The 19,244-nt window shown below is 45.5% G+C and carries 1 protein-coding gene; it reads right to left on the bottom strand.

Annotation, left to right across the window (positions count from 1 at the left end; all coding sequences use genetic code 11):
* Positions 1-11: 11 nt before the first annotated feature.
* The gene (locus tag ACZ5CF_RS10990; protein WP_464579461.1) at positions 12-18,929 is read right to left on the bottom strand and encodes a Calx-beta domain-containing protein; all 18,918 of its coding nucleotides are present in this window, start codon (positions 18,927-18,929) and stop codon (positions 12-14) included.
* Positions 18,930-19,244: the final 315 nt, after the last annotated feature.

Consider the following 19,244-nt stretch of genomic DNA (forward strand, 5'->3'; position numbering starts at 1 on the left):
TATTAAGCCTTCTATCTGTTTAAGTATAAATAGTTGGCTAAAGAAACTTTCTTTCCTTCACTATTAACGTATTCTATCACATAATAGTACGTACCCGTTGGTAACATTTCGTCTTGTTTAACTGTAACTCTACCTTTAGACATTCCTCTAAAGTTGTTGTTAATGTTGTTATAAGACTCTGTTTCATAAACCATTACACCCCACCTGTTAAATATCTTCACTGTATTTTCAGGGAAATCTTCTATACCTTCTATTTCTAAGAAATCGTGCTTACCGTCTCCGTTTGGCGTAACAATGTTATACACAATTAACCCTTCTGTTACACCCAATACATCTAAATCATCTCTGTAATCAACATCTCCTGTATTGTTAGTATTTGGTAGCATAGATGCCGGATCTTCTATTTCATCATTAGGATCAGTATCTAAAGCACTTTCCCCTTCGTATCCATCATCTAAACCGTCTCCATCTTTATCAGAGCCTCTAAACGTATTTTCTGGCTCGCCGTCGTTATCAAAATCATGTCCCTCAATATTATCCGGGCTACCATCATTATCACTATCTTCATCCAAATAATCTGGTATAAAATCATCATCAGTATCTTCAGGAAGCAATCCTTCATTTCCACCAAATTCATACACATCTAACAATCCATCTCCATCAGAATCTCCCGGTGTTGGAGGAATATATCCTTCTGTAGGCTGTGCCTCTACATTATCAGGAATACCATCGTTATCAGAGTCTATATCTAAATAATCTGGTACACCATCTCCGTCTGTGTCTGTAGGTGTTGTAGACGGATCATCATCTCCATCCATATTTAAATCTTCATCAACGTCTAAAATACCATCGTTATCATCGTCTATATCAACCGCATCAGGCACACCATCACCGTCTGTATCCATGTTATTAACAGGATTTACTGTAATTACAACTGTTGCAGTATCACAATTAGATGATGTATCACATATTGTATATGTAAAGGTATCTGTACCCGAATAATCAGCATTTGGTGTGTAAGTAACGGTATCATCACTAGGATCGCTAGGCGTACCATTGTCGTTAATAACTACCGTTCCGTTTGCAGGAGCAGTTACTGTTAGTGTTCCATTAGTTGGTACATTTACATCATTTGCTAACACATCTATTGTTACTGCTACATTTTCATCTGTGGTAGCTACATCGTCTTCTGCATTTAATCCAGCGTTAACCGTAACTGTAAATGTTGCAGTTTCTGTTGTAGTGCTACCATCTGCATGAGTTACCTGAACTGTATATGTAAAGCTATCTGTCCCTGTAAAGCCTGCATTTGGGGTATAAGTTACTGTTCCATCTGTCTCTATTGTTACATTTCCGTTTGATGGATTACTTGTACTAATAACAGCTACTGTGCTCGAAGCATTAAAGGTATCATTTGCTAACACATCAATAGTAACCGGCGTACCCTGATCTGTTACGGCTGTATCATCTTGTGCATCTTGTACCGGATTAACCGTTACCGTTACTGTTGATGTCTCTGTTGTTACACTACCGTCACTATGAGTTACTTCTATAGTGTAGGTAAATGTATCCACACCATTAAAGTCAGGATCCGGAACATACGTTATTGTTCCATCTGCTTCTATTGTAACAGTTCCATTAGCCGGATCTGAAGCAGCAACTACAGAAACAGTATCATCGCTTCCATAAGTATCATTAGCCAACACATCTATAGTTACTGATGTATCCTCATCTGTTGATGCTGTATCATCTTGAACATCTGCATCGTTATCTGTTATGGTTCCTATTCCCGTAGCATCGGATATCGTTACACTACTTGGTGTAGTACTGCTTAAGGTAATGGTAAAGTCTTCCGTAGGCTCTACCAAGGTGTCGTCTGTGGTGCTTACCGTTATGGTCTGGGTCTCCCCATCGGTACCCGTAAAGGTTAGCGTGCCGCTTACCGAGGTATAGTCCGATCCGGCTACTGCCGTATTATCTGAACTTACGTAGTCTACCGATACACCGCCCTGTACATCGCCCGTTAGGCTGACCGTAAAGACTAAATCGCCCCCTTCGGTAACCGTTACATCGTCAATCGCCAGTGAGGCGCTATCGTTATCTGTTATGGTTCCTATTCCCGTAGCATCGGATATCGTTACACTACTTGGTGTAGTATTGCTTAAGGTAATGGTAAAGTCTTCCGTAGGCTCTACCAAGGTGTCGTCTGTGGTGCTTACCGTTATGGTCTGGGTCTCCCCATCGGTACCCGTAAAGGTTAGCGTGCCGCTTACCGAGGTATAGTCCGATCCGGCTACTGCCGTATTATCTGAACTTGCATAGTCTACCGATACACCGCCCTGTACATCGCCCGTTAGGCTGACCGTAAAGACTAAATCGCCCCCTTCGGTAACCGTTACATCGTCAATCGCCAGTGAGGCGCTATCGTTATCTGTTATGGTTCCTATTCCTGTAGCATCGGATATCGTTACACTACTTGGTGTAGTATTGCTTAAGGTAATGGTAAAGTCTTCCGTAGGCTCTACCAAGGTGTCGTCTGTGGTGCTTACCGTTATGGTCTGGGTCTCCCCATCGGTACCCGTAAAGGTTAGCGTGCCGCTTACCGAGGTATAGTCCGATCCGGCTACTGCCGTATTATCTGAACTTACGTAGTCTACCGATACACCGCCCTGTACATCGCCCGTTAGGCTGACCGTAAAGACTAAATCGCCCCCTTCGGTAACCGTTACATCGTCAATCGCCAGTGAAGCGCTATCGTTATCTGTTATGGTTCCTATTCCCGTAGCATCCGATATCGTTACACTACTTGGTGTAGTATTGCTTAAGGTAATGGTAAAGTCTTCCGTAGGCTCTACCAAGGTGTCGTCTGTGGTGCTTACCGTTATGGTCTGGGTCTCCCCATCGGTACCCGTAAAGGTTAGCGTGCCGCTTACCGAGGTATAGTCCGATCCGGCTACTGCCGTATTATCTGAACTTGCATAGTCTACCGATACACCGCCCTGTACATCGCCCGTTAGGCTGACCGTAAAGACTAAATCGCCCCCTTCGGTAACCGTTACATCGTCAATCGCCAGTGAAGCGCTATCGTTATCTGTTATGGTTCCTATTCCCGTAGCATCGGATATCGTTACACTACTTGGTGTAGTATTGCTTAAGGTAATGGTAAAGTCTTCCGTAGGCTCTACCAAGGTGTCGTCTGTGGTGCTTACCGTTATGGTCTGGGTCTCCCCATCGGTACCCGTAAAGGTTAGCGTGCCGCTTACCGAGGTATAGTCCGATCCGGCTACTGCCGTATTATCTGAACTTACGTAGTCTACCGATACACCGCCCTGTACATCGCCCGTTAGGCTGACCGTAAAGACTAAATCGCCCCCTTCGCTAACCGTTACATCGTCAATCGCCAGTGAAGCGCTATCGTTATCTGTTATGGTTCCTATTCCCGTAGCATCGGATATCGTTACACTACTTGGTGTAGTATTGCTTAAGGTAATGGTAAAGTCTTCCGTAGGCTCTACCAAGGTGTCGTCTGTGGTGCTTACCGTTATGGTCTGGGTCTCCCCATCGGTACCCGTAAAGGTTAGCGTGCCGCTTACCGAGGTATAGTCCGATCCGGCTACTGCCGTATTATCTGAACTTACGTAGTCTACCGATACACCGCCCTGTACATCGCCCGTTAGGCTGACCGTAAAGACTAAATCGCCCCCTTCGGTAACCGTTACATCGTCAATCGCCAGTGAGGCGCTATCGTTATCTGTTATGGTTCCTATTCCTGTAGCATCGGATATCGTTACACTACTTGGTGTAGTATTGCTTAAGGTAATGGTAAAGTCTTCCGTAGGCTCTACCAAGGTGTCGTCTGTGGTGCTTACCGTTATGGTCTGGGTCTCCCCATCGGTACCCGTAAAGGTTAGCGTGCCGCTTACCGAGGTATAGTCCGATCCGGCTACTGCCGTATTATCTGAACTTACGTAGTCTACCGATACACCGCCCTGTACATCGCCCGTTAGGCTGACCGTAAAGACTAAATCGCCCCCTTCGCTAACCGTTACATCGTCAATCGCCAGTGAAGCGCTATCGTTATCTGTTATGGTTCCTATTCCCGTAGCATCGGATATCGTTACACTACTTGGTGTAGTATTGCTTAAGGTAATGGTAAAGTCTTCCGTAGGCTCTACCAAGGTGTCGTCTGTGGTGCTTACCGTTATGGTCTGGGTCTCCCCATCGGTACCCGTAAAGGTTAGCGTGCCGCTTACCGAGGTATAGTCCGATCCGGCTACTGCCGTATTATCTGAACTTGCATAGTCTACCGATACACCGCCCTGTACATCGCCCGTTAGGCTGACCGTAAAGACTAAATCGCCCCCTTCGGTAACCGTTACATCGTCAATCGCCAGTGAAGCGCTATCGTTATCTGTTATGGTTCCTATTCCTGTAGCATCGGATATCGTTACACTACTTGGTGTAGTACTGCTTAAGGTAATGGTAAAGTCTTCCGTAGGCTCTACCAAGGTGTCGTCTGTGGTGCTTACCGTTATGGTCTGGGTCTCCCCATCGGTACCCGTAAAGGTTAGCGTGCCGCTTACCGAGGTATAGTCCGATCCGGCTACTGCCGTATTATCTGAACTTACGTAGTCTACCGATACACCGCCCTGTACATCGCCCGTTAGGCTGACCGTAAAGACTAAATCGCCCCCTTCGCTAACCGTTACATCGTCAATCGCCAGTGAAGCGCTATCGTTATCTGTTATGGTTCCTATTCCCGTAGCATCGGATATCGTTACACTACTTGGTGTAGTATTGCTTAAGGTAATGGTAAAGTCTTCCGTAGGCTCTACCAAGGTGTCGTCTGTGGTGCTTACCGTTATGGTCTGGGTCTCCCCATCGGTACCCGTAAAGGTTAGCGTGCCGCTTACCGAGGTATAGTCCGATCCGGCTACTGCCGTATTATCTGAACTTACGTAGTCTACCGATACACCGCCCTGTACATCGCCCGTTAGGCTGACCGTAAAGACTAAATCGCCCCCTTCGGTAACCGTTACATCGTCAATCGCCAGTGAAGCGCTATCGTTATCTGTTATGGTTCCTATTCCCGTAGCATCGGATATCGTTACACTACTTGGTGTAGTATTGCTTAAGGTAATGGTAAAGTCTTCCGTAGGCTCTACCAAGGTGTCGTCTGTGGTGCTTACCGTTATGGTCTGGGTCTCCCCATCGGTACCCGTAAAGGTTAGCGTGCCGCTTACCGAGGTATAGTCCGATCCGGCTACTGCCGTATTATCTGAACTTGCATAGTCTACCGATACACCGCCCTGTACATCGCCCGTTAGGCTGACCGTAAAGACTAAATCGCCCCCTTCGGTAACCGTTACATCGTCAATCGCCAGTGAGGCGCTATCGTTATCTGTTATGGTTCCTATTCCTGTAGCATCGGATATCGTTACACTACTTGGTGTAGTATTGCTTAAGGTAATGGTAAAGTCTTCCGTAGGCTCTACCAAGGTGTCGTCTGTGGTGCTTACCGTTATGGTCTGGGTCTCCCCATCGGTACCCGTAAAGGTTAGCGTGCCGCTTACCGAGGTATAGTCCGATCCGGCTACTGCCGTATTATCTGAACTTACGTAGTCTACCGATACACCGCCCTGTACATCGCCCGTTAGGCTGACCGTAAAGACTAAATCGCCCCCTTCGCTAACCGTTACATCGTCAATCGCCAGTGAAGCGCTATCGTTATCTGTTATGGTTCCTATTCCCGTAGCATCGGATATCGTTACACTACTTGGTGTAGTATTGCTTAAGGTAATGGTAAAGTCTTCCGTAGGCTCTACCAAGGTGTCGTCTGTGGTGCTTACCGTTATGGTCTGGGTCTCCCCATCGGTACCCGTAAAGGTTAGCGTGCCGCTTACCGAGGTATAGTCCGATCCGGCTACTGCCGTATTATCTGAACTTGCATAGTCTACCGATACACCGCCCTGTACATCGCCCGTTAGGCTGACCGTAAAGACTAAATCGCCCCCTTCGCTAACCGTTACATCGTCAATCGCCAGTGAAGCGCTATCGTTATCTGTTATGGTTCCTATTCCCGTAGCATCGGATATCGTTACACTACTTGGTGTAGTATTGCTTAAGGTAATGGTAAAGTCTTCCGTAGGCTCTACCAAGGTGTCGTCTGTGGTGCTTACCGTTATGGTCTGGGTCTCCCCATCGGTACCCGTAAAGGTTAGCGTGCCGCTTACCGAGGTATAGTCCGATCCGGCTACTGCCGTATTATCTGAACTTACGTAGTCTACCGATACACCGCCCTGTACATCGCCCGTTAGGCTGACCGTAAAGACTAAATCGCCCCCTTCGCTAACCGTTACATCGTCAATCGCCAGTGAAGCGCTATCGTTATCTGTTATGGTTCCTATTCCCGTAGCATCCGATATCGTTACACTACTTGGTGTAGTATTGCTTAAGGTAATGGTAAAGTCTTCCGTAGGCTCTACCAAGGTGTCGTCTGTGGTGCTTACCGTTATGGTCTGGGTCTCCCCATCGGTACCCGTAAAGGTTAGCGTGCCGCTTACCGAGGTATAGTCCGATCCGGCTACTGCCGTATTATCTGAACTTGCATAGTCTACCGATACACCGCCCTGTACATCGCCCGTTAGGCTGACCGTAAAGACTAAATCGCCCCCTTCGCTAACCGTTACATCGTCAATCGCCAGTGAAGCGCTATCGTTATCTGTTATGGTTCCTATTCCCGTAGCATCGGATATCGTTACACTACTTGGTGTAGTATTGCTTAAGGTAATGGTAAAGTCTTCCGTAGGCTCTACCAAGGTGTCGTCTGTGGTGCTTACCGTTATGGTCTGGGTCTCCCCATCGGTACCCGTAAAGGTTAGCGTGCCGCTTACCGAGGTATAGTCCGATCCGGCTACTGCCGTATTATCTGAACTTACGTAGTCTACCGATACACCGCCCTGTACATCGCCCGTTAGGCTGACCGTAAAGACTAAATCGCCCCCTTCGCTAACCGTTACATCGTCAATCGCCAGTGAAGCGCTATCGTTATCTGTTATGGTTCCTATTCCTGTAGCATCGGATATCGTTACACTACTTGGTGTAGTATTGCTTAAGGTAATGGTAAAGTCTTCCGTAGGCTCTACCAAGGTGTCGTCTGTGGTGCTTACCGTTATGGTCTGGGTCTCCCCATCGGTACCCGTAAAGGTTAGCGTGCCGCTTACCGAGGTATAGTCCGATCCGGCTACTGCCGTATTATCTGAACTTACGTAGTCTACCGATACACCGCCCTGTACATCGCCCGTTAGGCTGACCGTAAAGACTAAATCGCCCCCTTCGCTAACCGTTACATCGTCAATCGCCAGTGAAGCGCTATCGTTATCTGTTATGGTTCCTATTCCTGTAGCATCGGATATCGTTACACTACTTGGTGTAGTATTGCTTAAGGTAATGGTAAAGTCTTCCGTAGGCTCTACCAAGGTGTCGTCTGTGGTGCTTACCGTTATGGTCTGGGTCTCCCCATCGGTACCCGTAAAGGTTAGCGTGCCGCTTACCGAGGTATAGTCCGATCCGGCTACTGCCGTATTATCTGAACTTACGTAGTCTACCGATACCCCGCCCTGTACATCGCCCGTTAGGCTGACCGTAAAGACTAAATCGCCCCCTTCGCTAACCGTTACATCGTCAATCGCCAGTGAAGCGCTATCGTTATCTGTTATGGTTCCTATTCCCGTAGCATCGGATATCGTTACACTACTTGGTGTAGTACTGCTTAAGGTAATGGTAAAGTCTTCCGTAGGCTCTACCAAGGTGTCGTCTGTGGTGCTTACCGTTATGGTCTGGGTCTCCCCATCGGTACCCGTAAAGGTTAGCGTGCCGCTTACCGAGGTATAGTCCGATCCGGCTACTGCCGTATTATCTGAACTTACGTAGTCTACCGATACACCGCCCTGTACATCGCCCGTTAGGCTGACCGTAAAGACTAAATCGCCCCCTTCGCTAACCGTTACATCGTCAATCGCCAGTGAAGCGCTATCGTTATCTGTTATGGTTCCTATTCCCGTAGCATCGGATATCGTTACACTACTTGGTGTAGTATTGCTTAAGGTAATGGTAAAGTCTTCCGTAGGCTCTACCAAGGTGTCGTCTGTGGTGCTTACCGTTATGGTCTGGGTCTCCCCATCAGTACCCGTAAAGGTTAGCGTGCCGCTTACCGAGGTATAGTCCGATCCGGCTACTGCCGTATTATCTGAACTTACGTAGTCTACCGATACACCGCCCTGTACATCGCCCGTTAGGCTGACCGTAAAGACTAAATCGCCCCCTTCGGTAACCGTTACATCGTCAATCGCCAGTGAGGCGCTATCGTTATCTGTTATGGTTCCTATTCCCGTAGCATCGGATATCGTTACACTACTTGGTGTAGTATTGCTTAAGGTAATGGTAAAGTCTTCCGTAGGCTCTACCAAGGTGTCGTCTGTGGTGCTTACCGTTATGGTCTGGGTCTCCCCATCGGTACCCGTAAAGGTTAGCGTGCCGCTTACCGAGGTATAGTCCGATCCGGCTACTGCCGTATTATCTGAACTTACGTAGTCTACCGATACACCGCCCTGTACATCGCCCGTTAGGCTGACCGTAAAGACTAAATCGCCCCCTTCGGTAACCGTTACATCGTCAATCGCCAGTGAGGCGCTATCGTTATCTGTTATGGTTCCTATTCCTGTAGCATCGGATATCGTTACACTACTTGGTGTAGTATTGCTTAAGGTAATGGTAAAGTCTTCCGTAGGCTCTACCAAGGTGTCGTCTGTGGTGCTTACCGTTATGGTCTGGGTCTCCCCATCGGTACCCGTAAAGGTTAGCGTGCCGCTTACCGAGGTATAGTCCGATCCGGCTACTGCCGTATTATCTGAACTTGCGTAGTCTACCGATACACCGCCCTGTACATCGCCCGTTAGGCTGACCGTAAAGACTAAATCGCCCCCTTCGCTAACCGTTACATCGTCAATCGCCAGTGAAGCGCTATCGTTATCTGTTATGGTTCCTATTCCCGTAGCATCGGATATCGTTACACTACTTGGTGTAGTATTGCTTAAGGTAATGGTAAAGTCTTCCGTAGGCTCTACCAAGGTGTCGTCTGTGGTGCTTACCGTTATGGTCTGGGTCTCCCCATCGGTACCCGTAAAGGTTAGCGTGCCGCTTACCGAGGTATAGTCCGATCCGGCTACTGCCGTATTATCTGAACTTGCGTAGTCTACCGATACACCGCCCTGTACATCGCCCGTTAGGCTGACCGTAAAGACTAAATCGCCCCCTTCGCTAACCGTTACATCGTCAATCGCCAGTGAAGCGCTATCGTTATCTGTTATGGTTCCTATTCCCGTAGCATCCGATATCGTTACACTACTTGGTGTAGTATTGCTTAAGGTAATGGTAAAGTCTTCCGTAGGCTCTACCAAGGTGTCGTCTGTGGTGCTTACCGTTATGGTCTGGGTCTCCCCATCGGTACCCGTAAAGGTTAGCGTGCCGCTTACCGAGGTATAGTCCGATCCGGCTACTGCCGTATTATCTGAACTTACGTAGTCTACCGATACACCGCCCTGTACATCGCCCGTTAGGCTGACCGTAAAGACTAAATCGCCCCCTTCGGTAACCGTTACATCGTCAATCGCCAGTGAAGCGCTATCGTTATCTGTTATGGTTCCTATTCCCGTAGCATCGGATATCGTTACACTACTTGGTGTAGTACTGCTTAAGGTAATGGTAAAGTCTTCCGTAGGCTCTACCAAGGTGTCGTCTGTGGTGCTTACCGTTATGGTCTGGGTCTCCCCATCGGTACCCGTAAAGGTTAGCGTGCCGCTTACCGAGGTATAGTCCGATCCGGCTACTGCCGTATTATCTGAACTTACGTAGTCTACCGATACACCGCCCTGTACATCGCCCGTTAGGCTGACCGTAAAGACTAAATCGCCCCCTTCGCTAACCGTTACATCGTCAATCGCCAGTGAAGCGCTATCGTTATCTGTTATGGTTCCTATTCCCGTAGCATCGGATATCGTTACACTACTTGGTGTAGTATTGCTTAAGGTAATGGTAAAGTCTTCCGTAGGCTCTACCAAGGTGTCGTCTGTGGTGCTTACCGTTATGGTCTGGGTCTCCCCATCGGTACCCGTAAAGGTTAGCGTGCCGCTTACCGAGGTATAGTCCGATCCGGCTACTGCCGTATTATCTGAACTTGCATAGTCTACCGATACACCGCCCTGTACATCGCCCGTTAGGCTGACCGTAAAGACTAAATCGCCCCCTTCGCTAACCGTTACATCGTCAATCGCCAGTGAAGCGCTATCGTTATCTGTTATGGTTCCTATTCCCGTAGCATCCGATATCGTTACACTACTTGGTGTAGTATTGCTTAAGGTAATGGTAAAGTCTTCCGTAGGCTCTACCAAGGTGTCGTCTGTGGTGCTTACCGTTATGGTCTGGGTCTCCCCATCGGTACCCGTAAAGGTTAGCGTGCCGCTTACCGAGGTATAGTCCGATCCGGCTACTGCCGTATTATCTGAACTTACGTAGTCTACCGATACACCGCCCTGTACATCGCCCGTTAGGCTGACCGTAAAGACTAAATCGCCCCCTTCGCTAACCGTTACATCGTCAATCGCCAGTGAAGCGCTATCGTTATCTGTTATGGTTCCTATTCCCGTAGCATCCGATATCGTTACACTACTTGGTGTAGTATTGCTTAAGGTAATGGTAAAGTCTTCCGTAGGCTCTACCAAGGTGTCGTCTGTGGTGCTTACCGTTATGGTCTGGGTCTCCCCATCGGTACCCGTAAAGGTTAGCGTGCCGCTTACCGAGGTATAGTCCGATCCGGCTACTGCCGTATTATCTGAACTTGCATAGTCTACCGATACACCGCCCTGTACATCGCCCGTTAGGCTGACCGTAAAGACTAAATCGCCCCCTTCGCTAACCGTTACATCGTCAATCGCCAGTGAAGCGCTATCGTTATCTGTTATGGTTCCTATTCCCGTAGCATCGGATATCGTTACACTACTTGGTGTAGTATTGCTTAAGGTAATGGTAAAGTCTTCCGTAGGCTCTACCAAGGTGTCGTCTGTGGTGCTTACCGTTATGGTCTGGGTCTCCCCATCGGTACCCGTAAAGGTTAGCGTGCCGCTTACCGAGGTATAGTCCGATCCGGCTACTGCCGTATTATCTGAACTTACGTAGTCTACCGATACACCGCCCTGTACATCGCCCGTTAGGCTGACCGTAAAGACTAAATCGCCCCCTTCGCTAACCGTTACATCGTCAATCGCCAGTGAAGCGCTATCGTTATCTGTTATGGTTCCTATTCCTGTAGCATCGGATATCGTTACACTACTTGGTGTAGTATTGCTTAAGGTAATGGTAAAGTCTTCCGTAGGCTCTACCAAGGTGTCGTCTGTGGTGCTTACCGTTATGGTCTGGGTCTCCCCATCGGTACCCGTAAAGGTTAGCGTGCCGCTTACCGAGGTATAGTCCGATCCGGCTACTGCCGTATTATCTGAACTTACGTAGTCTACCGATACACCGCCCTGTACATCGCCCGTTAGGCTGACCGTAAAGACTAAATCGCCCCCTTCGCTAACCGTTACATCGTCAATCGCCAGTGAAGCGCTATCGTTATCTGTTATGGTTCCTATTCCCGTAGCATCGGATATCGTTACACTACTTGGTGTAGTATTGCTTAAGGTAATGGTAAAGTCTTCCGTAGGCTCTACCAAGGTGTCGTCTGTGGTGCTTACCGTTATGGTCTGGGTCTCCCCATCGGTACCCGTAAAGGTTAGCGTGCCGCTTACCGAGGTATAGTCCGATCCGGCTACTGCCGTATTATCTGAACTTACGTAGTCTACCGATACACCGCCCTGTACATCGCCCGTTAGGCTGACCGTAAAGACTAAATCGCCCCCTTCGCTAACCGTTACATCGTCAATCGCCAGTGAAGCGCTATCGTTATCTGTTATGGTTCCTATTCCCGTAGCATCGGATATCGTTACACTACTTGGTGTAGTATTGCTTAAGGTAATGGTAAAGTCTTCCGTAGGCTCTACCAAGGTGTCGTCTGTGGTGCTTACCGTTATGGTCTGGGTCTCCCCATCGGTACCCGTAAAGGTTAGCGTGCCGCTTACCGAGGTATAGTCCGATCCGGCTACTGCCGTATTATCTGAACTTACGTAGTCTACCGATACACCGCCCTGTACATCGCCCGTTAGGCTGACCGTAAAGACTAAATCGCCCCCTTCGGTAACCGTTACATCGTCAATCGCCAGTGAGGCGCTATCGTTATCTGTTATGGTTCCTATTCCCGTAGCATCGGATATCGTTACACTACTTGGTGTAGTACTGCTTAAGGTAATGGTAAAGTCTTCCGTAGGCTCTACCAAGGTGTCGTCTGTGGTGCTTACCGTTATGGTCTGGGTCTCCCCATCGGTACCCGTAAAGGTTAGCGTGCCGCTTACCGAGGTATAGTCCGATCCGGCTACTGCCGTATTATCTGAACTTACGTAGTCTACCGATACACCGCCCTGTACATCGCCCGTTAGGCTGACCGTAAAGACTAAATCGCCCCCTTCGCTAACCGTTACATCGTCAATCGCCAGTGAAGCGCTATCGTTATCTGTTATGGTTCCTATTCCCGTAGCATCGGATATCGTTACACTACTTGGTGTAGTATTGCTTAAGGTAATGGTAAAGTCTTCCGTAGGCTCTACCAAGGTGTCGTCTGTGGTGCTTACCGTTATGGTCTGGGTCTCCCCATCGGTACCCGTAAAGGTTAGCGTGCCGCTTACCGAGGTATAGTCCGATCCGGCTACTGCCGTATTATCTGAACTTGCATAGTCTACCGATACACCGCCCTGTACATCGCCCGTTAGGCTGACCGTAAAGACTAAATCGCCCCCTTCGGTAACCGTTACATCGTCAATCGCCAGTGAAGCGCTATCGTTATCTGTTATGGTTCCTATTCCTGTAGCATCGGATATCGTTACACTACTTGGTGTAGTACTGCTTAAGGTAATGGTAAAGTCTTCCGTAGGCTCTACCAAGGTGTCGTCTGTGGTGCTTACCGTTATGGTCTGGGTCTCCCCATCGGTACCCGTAAAGGTTAGCGTGCCGCTTACCGAGGTATAGTCCGATCCGGCTACTGCCGTATTATCTGAACTTACGTAGTCTACCGATACACCGCCCTGTACATCGCCCGTTAGGCTGACCGTAAAGACTAAATCGCCCCCTTCGCTAACCGTTACATCGTCAATCGCCAGTGAAGCGCTATCGTTATCTGTTATGGTTCCTATTCCCGTAGCATCGGATATCGTTACACTACTTGGTGTAGTATTGCTTAAGGTAATGGTAAAGTCTTCCGTAGGCTCTACCAAGGTGTCGTCTGTGGTGCTTACCGTTATGGTCTGGGTCTCCCCATCGGTACCCGTAAAGGTTAGCGTGCCGCTTACCGAGGTATAGTCCGATCCGGCTACTGCCGTATTATCTGAACTTACGTAGTCTACCGATACACCGCCCTGTACATCGCCCGTTAGGCTGACCGTAAAGACTAAATCGCCCCCTTCGGTAACCGTTACATCGTCAATCGCCAGTGAAGCGCTATCGTTATCTGTTATGGTTCCTATTCCCGTAGCATCGGATATCGTTACACTACTTGGTGTAGTATTGCTTAAGGTAATGGTAAAGTCTTCCGTAGGCTCTACCAAGGTGTCGTCTGTGGTGCTTACCGTTATGGTCTGGGTCTCCCCATCGGTACCCGTAAAGGTTAGCGTGCCGCTTACCGAGGTATAGTCCGATCCGGCTACTGCCGTATTATCTGAACTTACGTAGTCTACCGATACACCGCCCTGTACATCGCCCGTTAGGCTGACCGTAAAGACTAAATCGCCCCCTTCGCTAACCGTTACATCGTCAATCGCCAGTGAGGCGCTATCGTTATCTGTTATGGTTCCTATTCCTGTAGCATCGGATATCGTTACACTACTTGGTGTAGTATTGCTTAAGGTAATGGTAAAGTCTTCCGTAGGCTCTACCAAGGTGTCGTCTGTGGTGCTTACCGTTATGGTCTGGGTCTCCCCATCGGTACCCGTAAAGGTTAGCGTGCCGCTTACCGAGGTATAGTCCGATCCGGCTACTGCCGTATTATCTGAACTTACGTAGTCTACCGATACACCGCCCTGTACATCGCCCGTTAGGCTGACCGTAAAGACTAAATCGCCCCCTTCGGTAACCGTTACATCGTCAATCGCCAGTGAGGCGCTATCGTTATCTGTTATGGTTCCTATTCCCGTAGCATCGGATATCGTTACACTACTTGGTGTAGTATTGCTTAAGGTAATGGTAAAGTCTTCCGTAGGCTCTACCAAGGTGTCGTCTGTGGTGCTTACCGTTATGGTCTGGGTCTCCCCATCGGTACCCGTAAAGGTTAGCGTGCCGCTTACCGAGGTATAGTCCGATCCGGCTACTGCCGTATTATCTGAACTTACGTAGTCTACCGATACACCGCCCTGTACATCGCCCGTTAGGCTGACCGTAAAGACTAAATCGCCCCCTTCGGTAACCGTTACATCGTCAATCGCCAGTGAAGCGCTATCGTTATCTGTTATGGTTCCTAGTTGTATTTTGAGAGGTTGAATTATTATTAGCATCACCACTTGTGGATTAGCTAATGTAAACTGAATGGTTTCTGATGGTTCTACTAAATTATCATCAGTAACACTAAATACACTTGTAGGTATGGTATATGTAGTAACTCCCGCAGGTATTGTTACTGTAACTGTGTTTGAAAAATCTGAGCCTGATGTTGCTGTACCTCCTGGAACTGTTAAATCTACAGTAAGAGGGCTACTTAAAGCCTGATTTAAAATTAAAACAGGACTATCTGTATTGCTTTCATCATCCTCATAAGAAGATGAAGCAAACTCAACTAAAACATTTTGAATAGTGACTCTATAATCTTCTACTTCGCCATCATAAGCAAAACCATCGCTTGTAGAAAGTGTTTGAGAGCTGTACCTGAATCTTGCAAAAGTGATTCCTGCTGTGGCTGTATCAGGTATGGTATAATTAATTGAGTTATTACCTACAGATAAAGATTGGTTGTCTATAATTTTTTCACCTGCATCGGCAAAATCACCATCACCGTTTAAATCTATCCATGCATTTAAGTATCCTGTTGTAGCATCTGAAGATCCTGCAACTACGGTGAATGTGATTGGTTGACCTGCATATAATATTTGATCTTGTAATGAAGATGCACCAATTAAAACTCCGTCGTCTTCTGCTCCATCTCCAGTTGCATCTGCTGAAGGCTGCCCGTCTGTTTCTGCATCAGGAATTGAAGCACCTAAATAAATACTATTACTTAAACCATGTCTTGGTCCGTTTGATGCTAGATTAGTGTTATATGAATTAGGCGCATCACCAAAATCTGTTCTTCTAACTACTTTAGATGATGAAAACTCTGAAGTTGAACCTCCTACTGTAGCAGTGGCTGTTAATAATGTGCCCGAATTTACTCCTGAAGGTAAACTAATAACAAACTCAAACTCATTAGTATTATCTGTATTTCCATCTACATCTGTGTATGATGAAGTAGCTGAAGACAAATCTGAACCTGAGCCTTCAGTTAAGGAAGCCAAAAATGTTTGTCCTTCTCCGTAGTCTTGAGACATTCCGAGTTGGTTGTCTCCAGGAGATGCTGTTCCGCTTGAAATATCAGTTATAAATAACTCTATAATTGCTCCAGGTCTAGCCCATCCTTTTATATATAACTGACTGTCATCTATAACTACTTTATCAAAAACCGGGAAGTTAACTAAATCGTTGCTTCCTGAGTCTGTGTCATTTAAATCATTTAAAGTAACTCCATCAAAAATACCCGATCCTCCTCCATGTAAATCTATACCTAAAAGGTTATTGTTATAAATACTGTTTTGAGTAATAGTATTTGCAGCTGTTGCTCTGCTTTCATCATTTACAGCAACACCAACTTCGTTACCGTATACTATGTTTTTAGAAATAGTGTTATTGTTTGCACCATTTCTGACATTAATACCAGCAGAAATATTATTATATATAGTGTTGTTATCTATGGTATTGTTTCCGGAAGCGACTGTGGTATTCCCTATTTCTATACCGCTTCCGCCATCAGAATCCGGGTTACCTGAACTTGTTTGCTGATTATAGATTAGGTTATATTGAACAAGGCTGTTGTCTCCATTAATTGCTACTGCATTAGCACTATTAGAGCCAGATCCGTTTTGGAAAATTTCATTATAGGTTACAGTTAATGAAGCATTGTTATTTGAGCCCAATACGCCTCCGTCTTGGTTATAAGCAATATATGATGATGTAACTGTTAGTTCTGAAGGGTTTACTAAACGAACTCCATACCCAGTATTTTGTAAAGAGCTACCAGGATCATTACCATTTGGCAAGGTCCCTAACAACATATTACTTACTACTCTGTTTGTTCCTGAACCTCCGTTGCCTGTTGCATTAATACCATGAACCGCATTATAAATAGCTAAGTTTCTAATTACAACGTTTGATGTTGCACCATTTAGCCTTAATCCATTTTTATTATCTGCATTTATTGCAATTTCAGGAAGTTGGTATGTTGGTAATGGTTCTGCATCTACACCAACAGTTCCTCCTGTACCTACTGTTCCTGTATTAGTGTCTCCAATATTAGCTGTTTGGGTTCTACCATCTATATGTGTATTATCATCTGTAATAACCGGTAAAATTGTTGTTGCTGTAATGGTAGCAACTCCTCCAGAGAAGTTAGGATCTGTAGTTCTTCCTAACGGATCGGAGTTAGAAGGTATCATGAATATAGAAACATCTTGCCCTGCTGCCGGATCAAAAATACTATTGGCTTCTATATTTATTCCGCTGTTTCCAAGATTGTTAGCATTCTCTATAAATTGAGCTAATGATCCTTGACCAGTTGCATTTGTATTAACAATTGTATTAAAGTTAAAACCAAAGTCTAAACCAACTGCTCCTTCACTATTTATGGTTACAACAGAAACGGACTGCGCTCCAGTTATAGTACCCGGCCCAGGATCTTGACCTGCAGGATTAGCTCCACCTACCTCGTTAGTTACATCTGTAAAACTACTAAGAGCATAATCCCTTCTGAATGTTTGTACCGGAATACACGTAGAGCAAGAGCTTCCTCCTGTTCTTGTAGATCTTACTGTATTGTTAACTACACGAATTCTATAGATTCCGTTTTGCATTCCTGCAAAAATGTATCTACCATTGTTATTGGTAACTTTAGTGTCTACCAAATTTCCTAAAACATCATAAAGTTCTACGGTAGCTCCCGGTATTGGCACCCCAGATGCTGTTACTCTATCTCTTCCTGAACCACCACCATAATTAACATCTTCGAACACTACACCAGAAATAATGTTAGATGGTACTTTTAAGACCACCGCATTCATTATTACAAGGTCTTGCCCGGTTTGTACATTTGTTGTAACTGATGATTCACCAGGTTGCACATAAGGAGAAACGTCGTAGGTGTCTAAGTCTAGTCCGTACGATGTAGTGTTATTTATGTTAGGGATAACAGTATTATCAAAAATAGTAGAGTTAAAAGGGTTTACTGTTGTAACTCCGTTATTATCTCCATCTCCAGATAATCTAAATGTTCCTAACCCGGTTGTAACAGTTAAATCTTCATTATTGCTCAGTGTTTGGTCTCCTTCCCAAGACATAACTGTTGTCTTAGAGCCATTTGAACCAATTGCAAAAAAACCGCTCAATGTAAATGATGATGATGAGTTATTTTCTGCATTAAATCCTTGGTATAAATTAATGGTAGAAGCAGGTAATGTTAAATCTTCATAAACAATAAAAAGGGCCCAACCACCCAACACTGTTTGATTATTACAATATGTTGCACTATTATCTACCGTTAAATCAGAAAAATCAAATGTATTGGTAGATAGATTGGATATGCCTGTTATAATGGAGGTTACATCACTAACTCCGCCATAAAATGTTCTAGAACCTAACGCTGTAGCGTAAACCCAATCTGCATTTACGCTATTACCCTCAAAAGTAACTTGAGTGTCTGGCGTTGCCCCTGAATGTGCCCAGTATAAATACGCTTTTTGAATAGTTGCACCAGCAGGAACCGGAGACGTTAACGTATTACTGGATGATGATGCTATGGCACATGCATTCACTCCATTTGGTTGTGTTCTAAGTGAGCCTCCCGTTGATGTATAATCTATATACCCATCAAACTCATCAAATAATACCAGTGGTTGGTTAAATTGTATGCTTGTTGCGAATGCCAGTATTTGAAGGTTATCAATAAAAACGTAATTGTTATTTTCCCAGTCACCACTACCCCATGTACTTAAATTTATAAACCTAATTGTAGTGTTATTAGATATAAACGCTGAAATATCTACATTAAATGTAGTCCAATTAGAATTATAAATTGTACCTACCGTAGTAAAATTAACACCGTCTGATGAAACCTGAACAGCTAAATTCTCACTTGTAGCATCATTACCTCCATTTAAAATTGCCCGATAATCAAAAGATAAAAATGCAGTACCATAACCCGATAAATTAGCAGATCTTGAAATTCTTTCATCATTTCTTGAAATAGCCTGAAAAGTAAGCACCCCGCTTTCAATCCTAATATTTCCACTATTAGGATTATTATTGTCGTTATCTTCATCCCAACTACCCGACCAATTTAGTGTACCGTCGTTATTATTATATGAAACTGTACCAAAATTATCTCGGTAAGTATCTTGTGCTTTTAAAGAAAAGGATACTAACAGTAGTAGTAAACTAACTATTGTAAAGTGTAGTTTTCTTGTAGGTGTTAGGAGATCACGGGCAGGTCTCATACGTTGCATTGTTTAGATTAAATTCGTTTTTAATACTAGTAACACAAGGGGCTTGGTACTTTATTAACTAAAATTTTATCACAAAATTATATTTATATAAAAAAAATACTACTTAAACATCAGTTTAACAGATGTTTAAACTAAACAAATTTATTTTTTTATTTAAATGTTAATATTCAATAAACACTATTTATGCAATAAACAAAACAAAAATAGCTTTACAAATGCAATTTTACCAAAAAATGTTGTGTAAAAAGGTTTTAGCGTAGTGTAACCACACTTAACCGTTGTGTTTTTTAACATTTTTTTGCTTAG

The sequence above is a fragment of the Lutaonella thermophila genome (genome assembly GCF_055387725.1).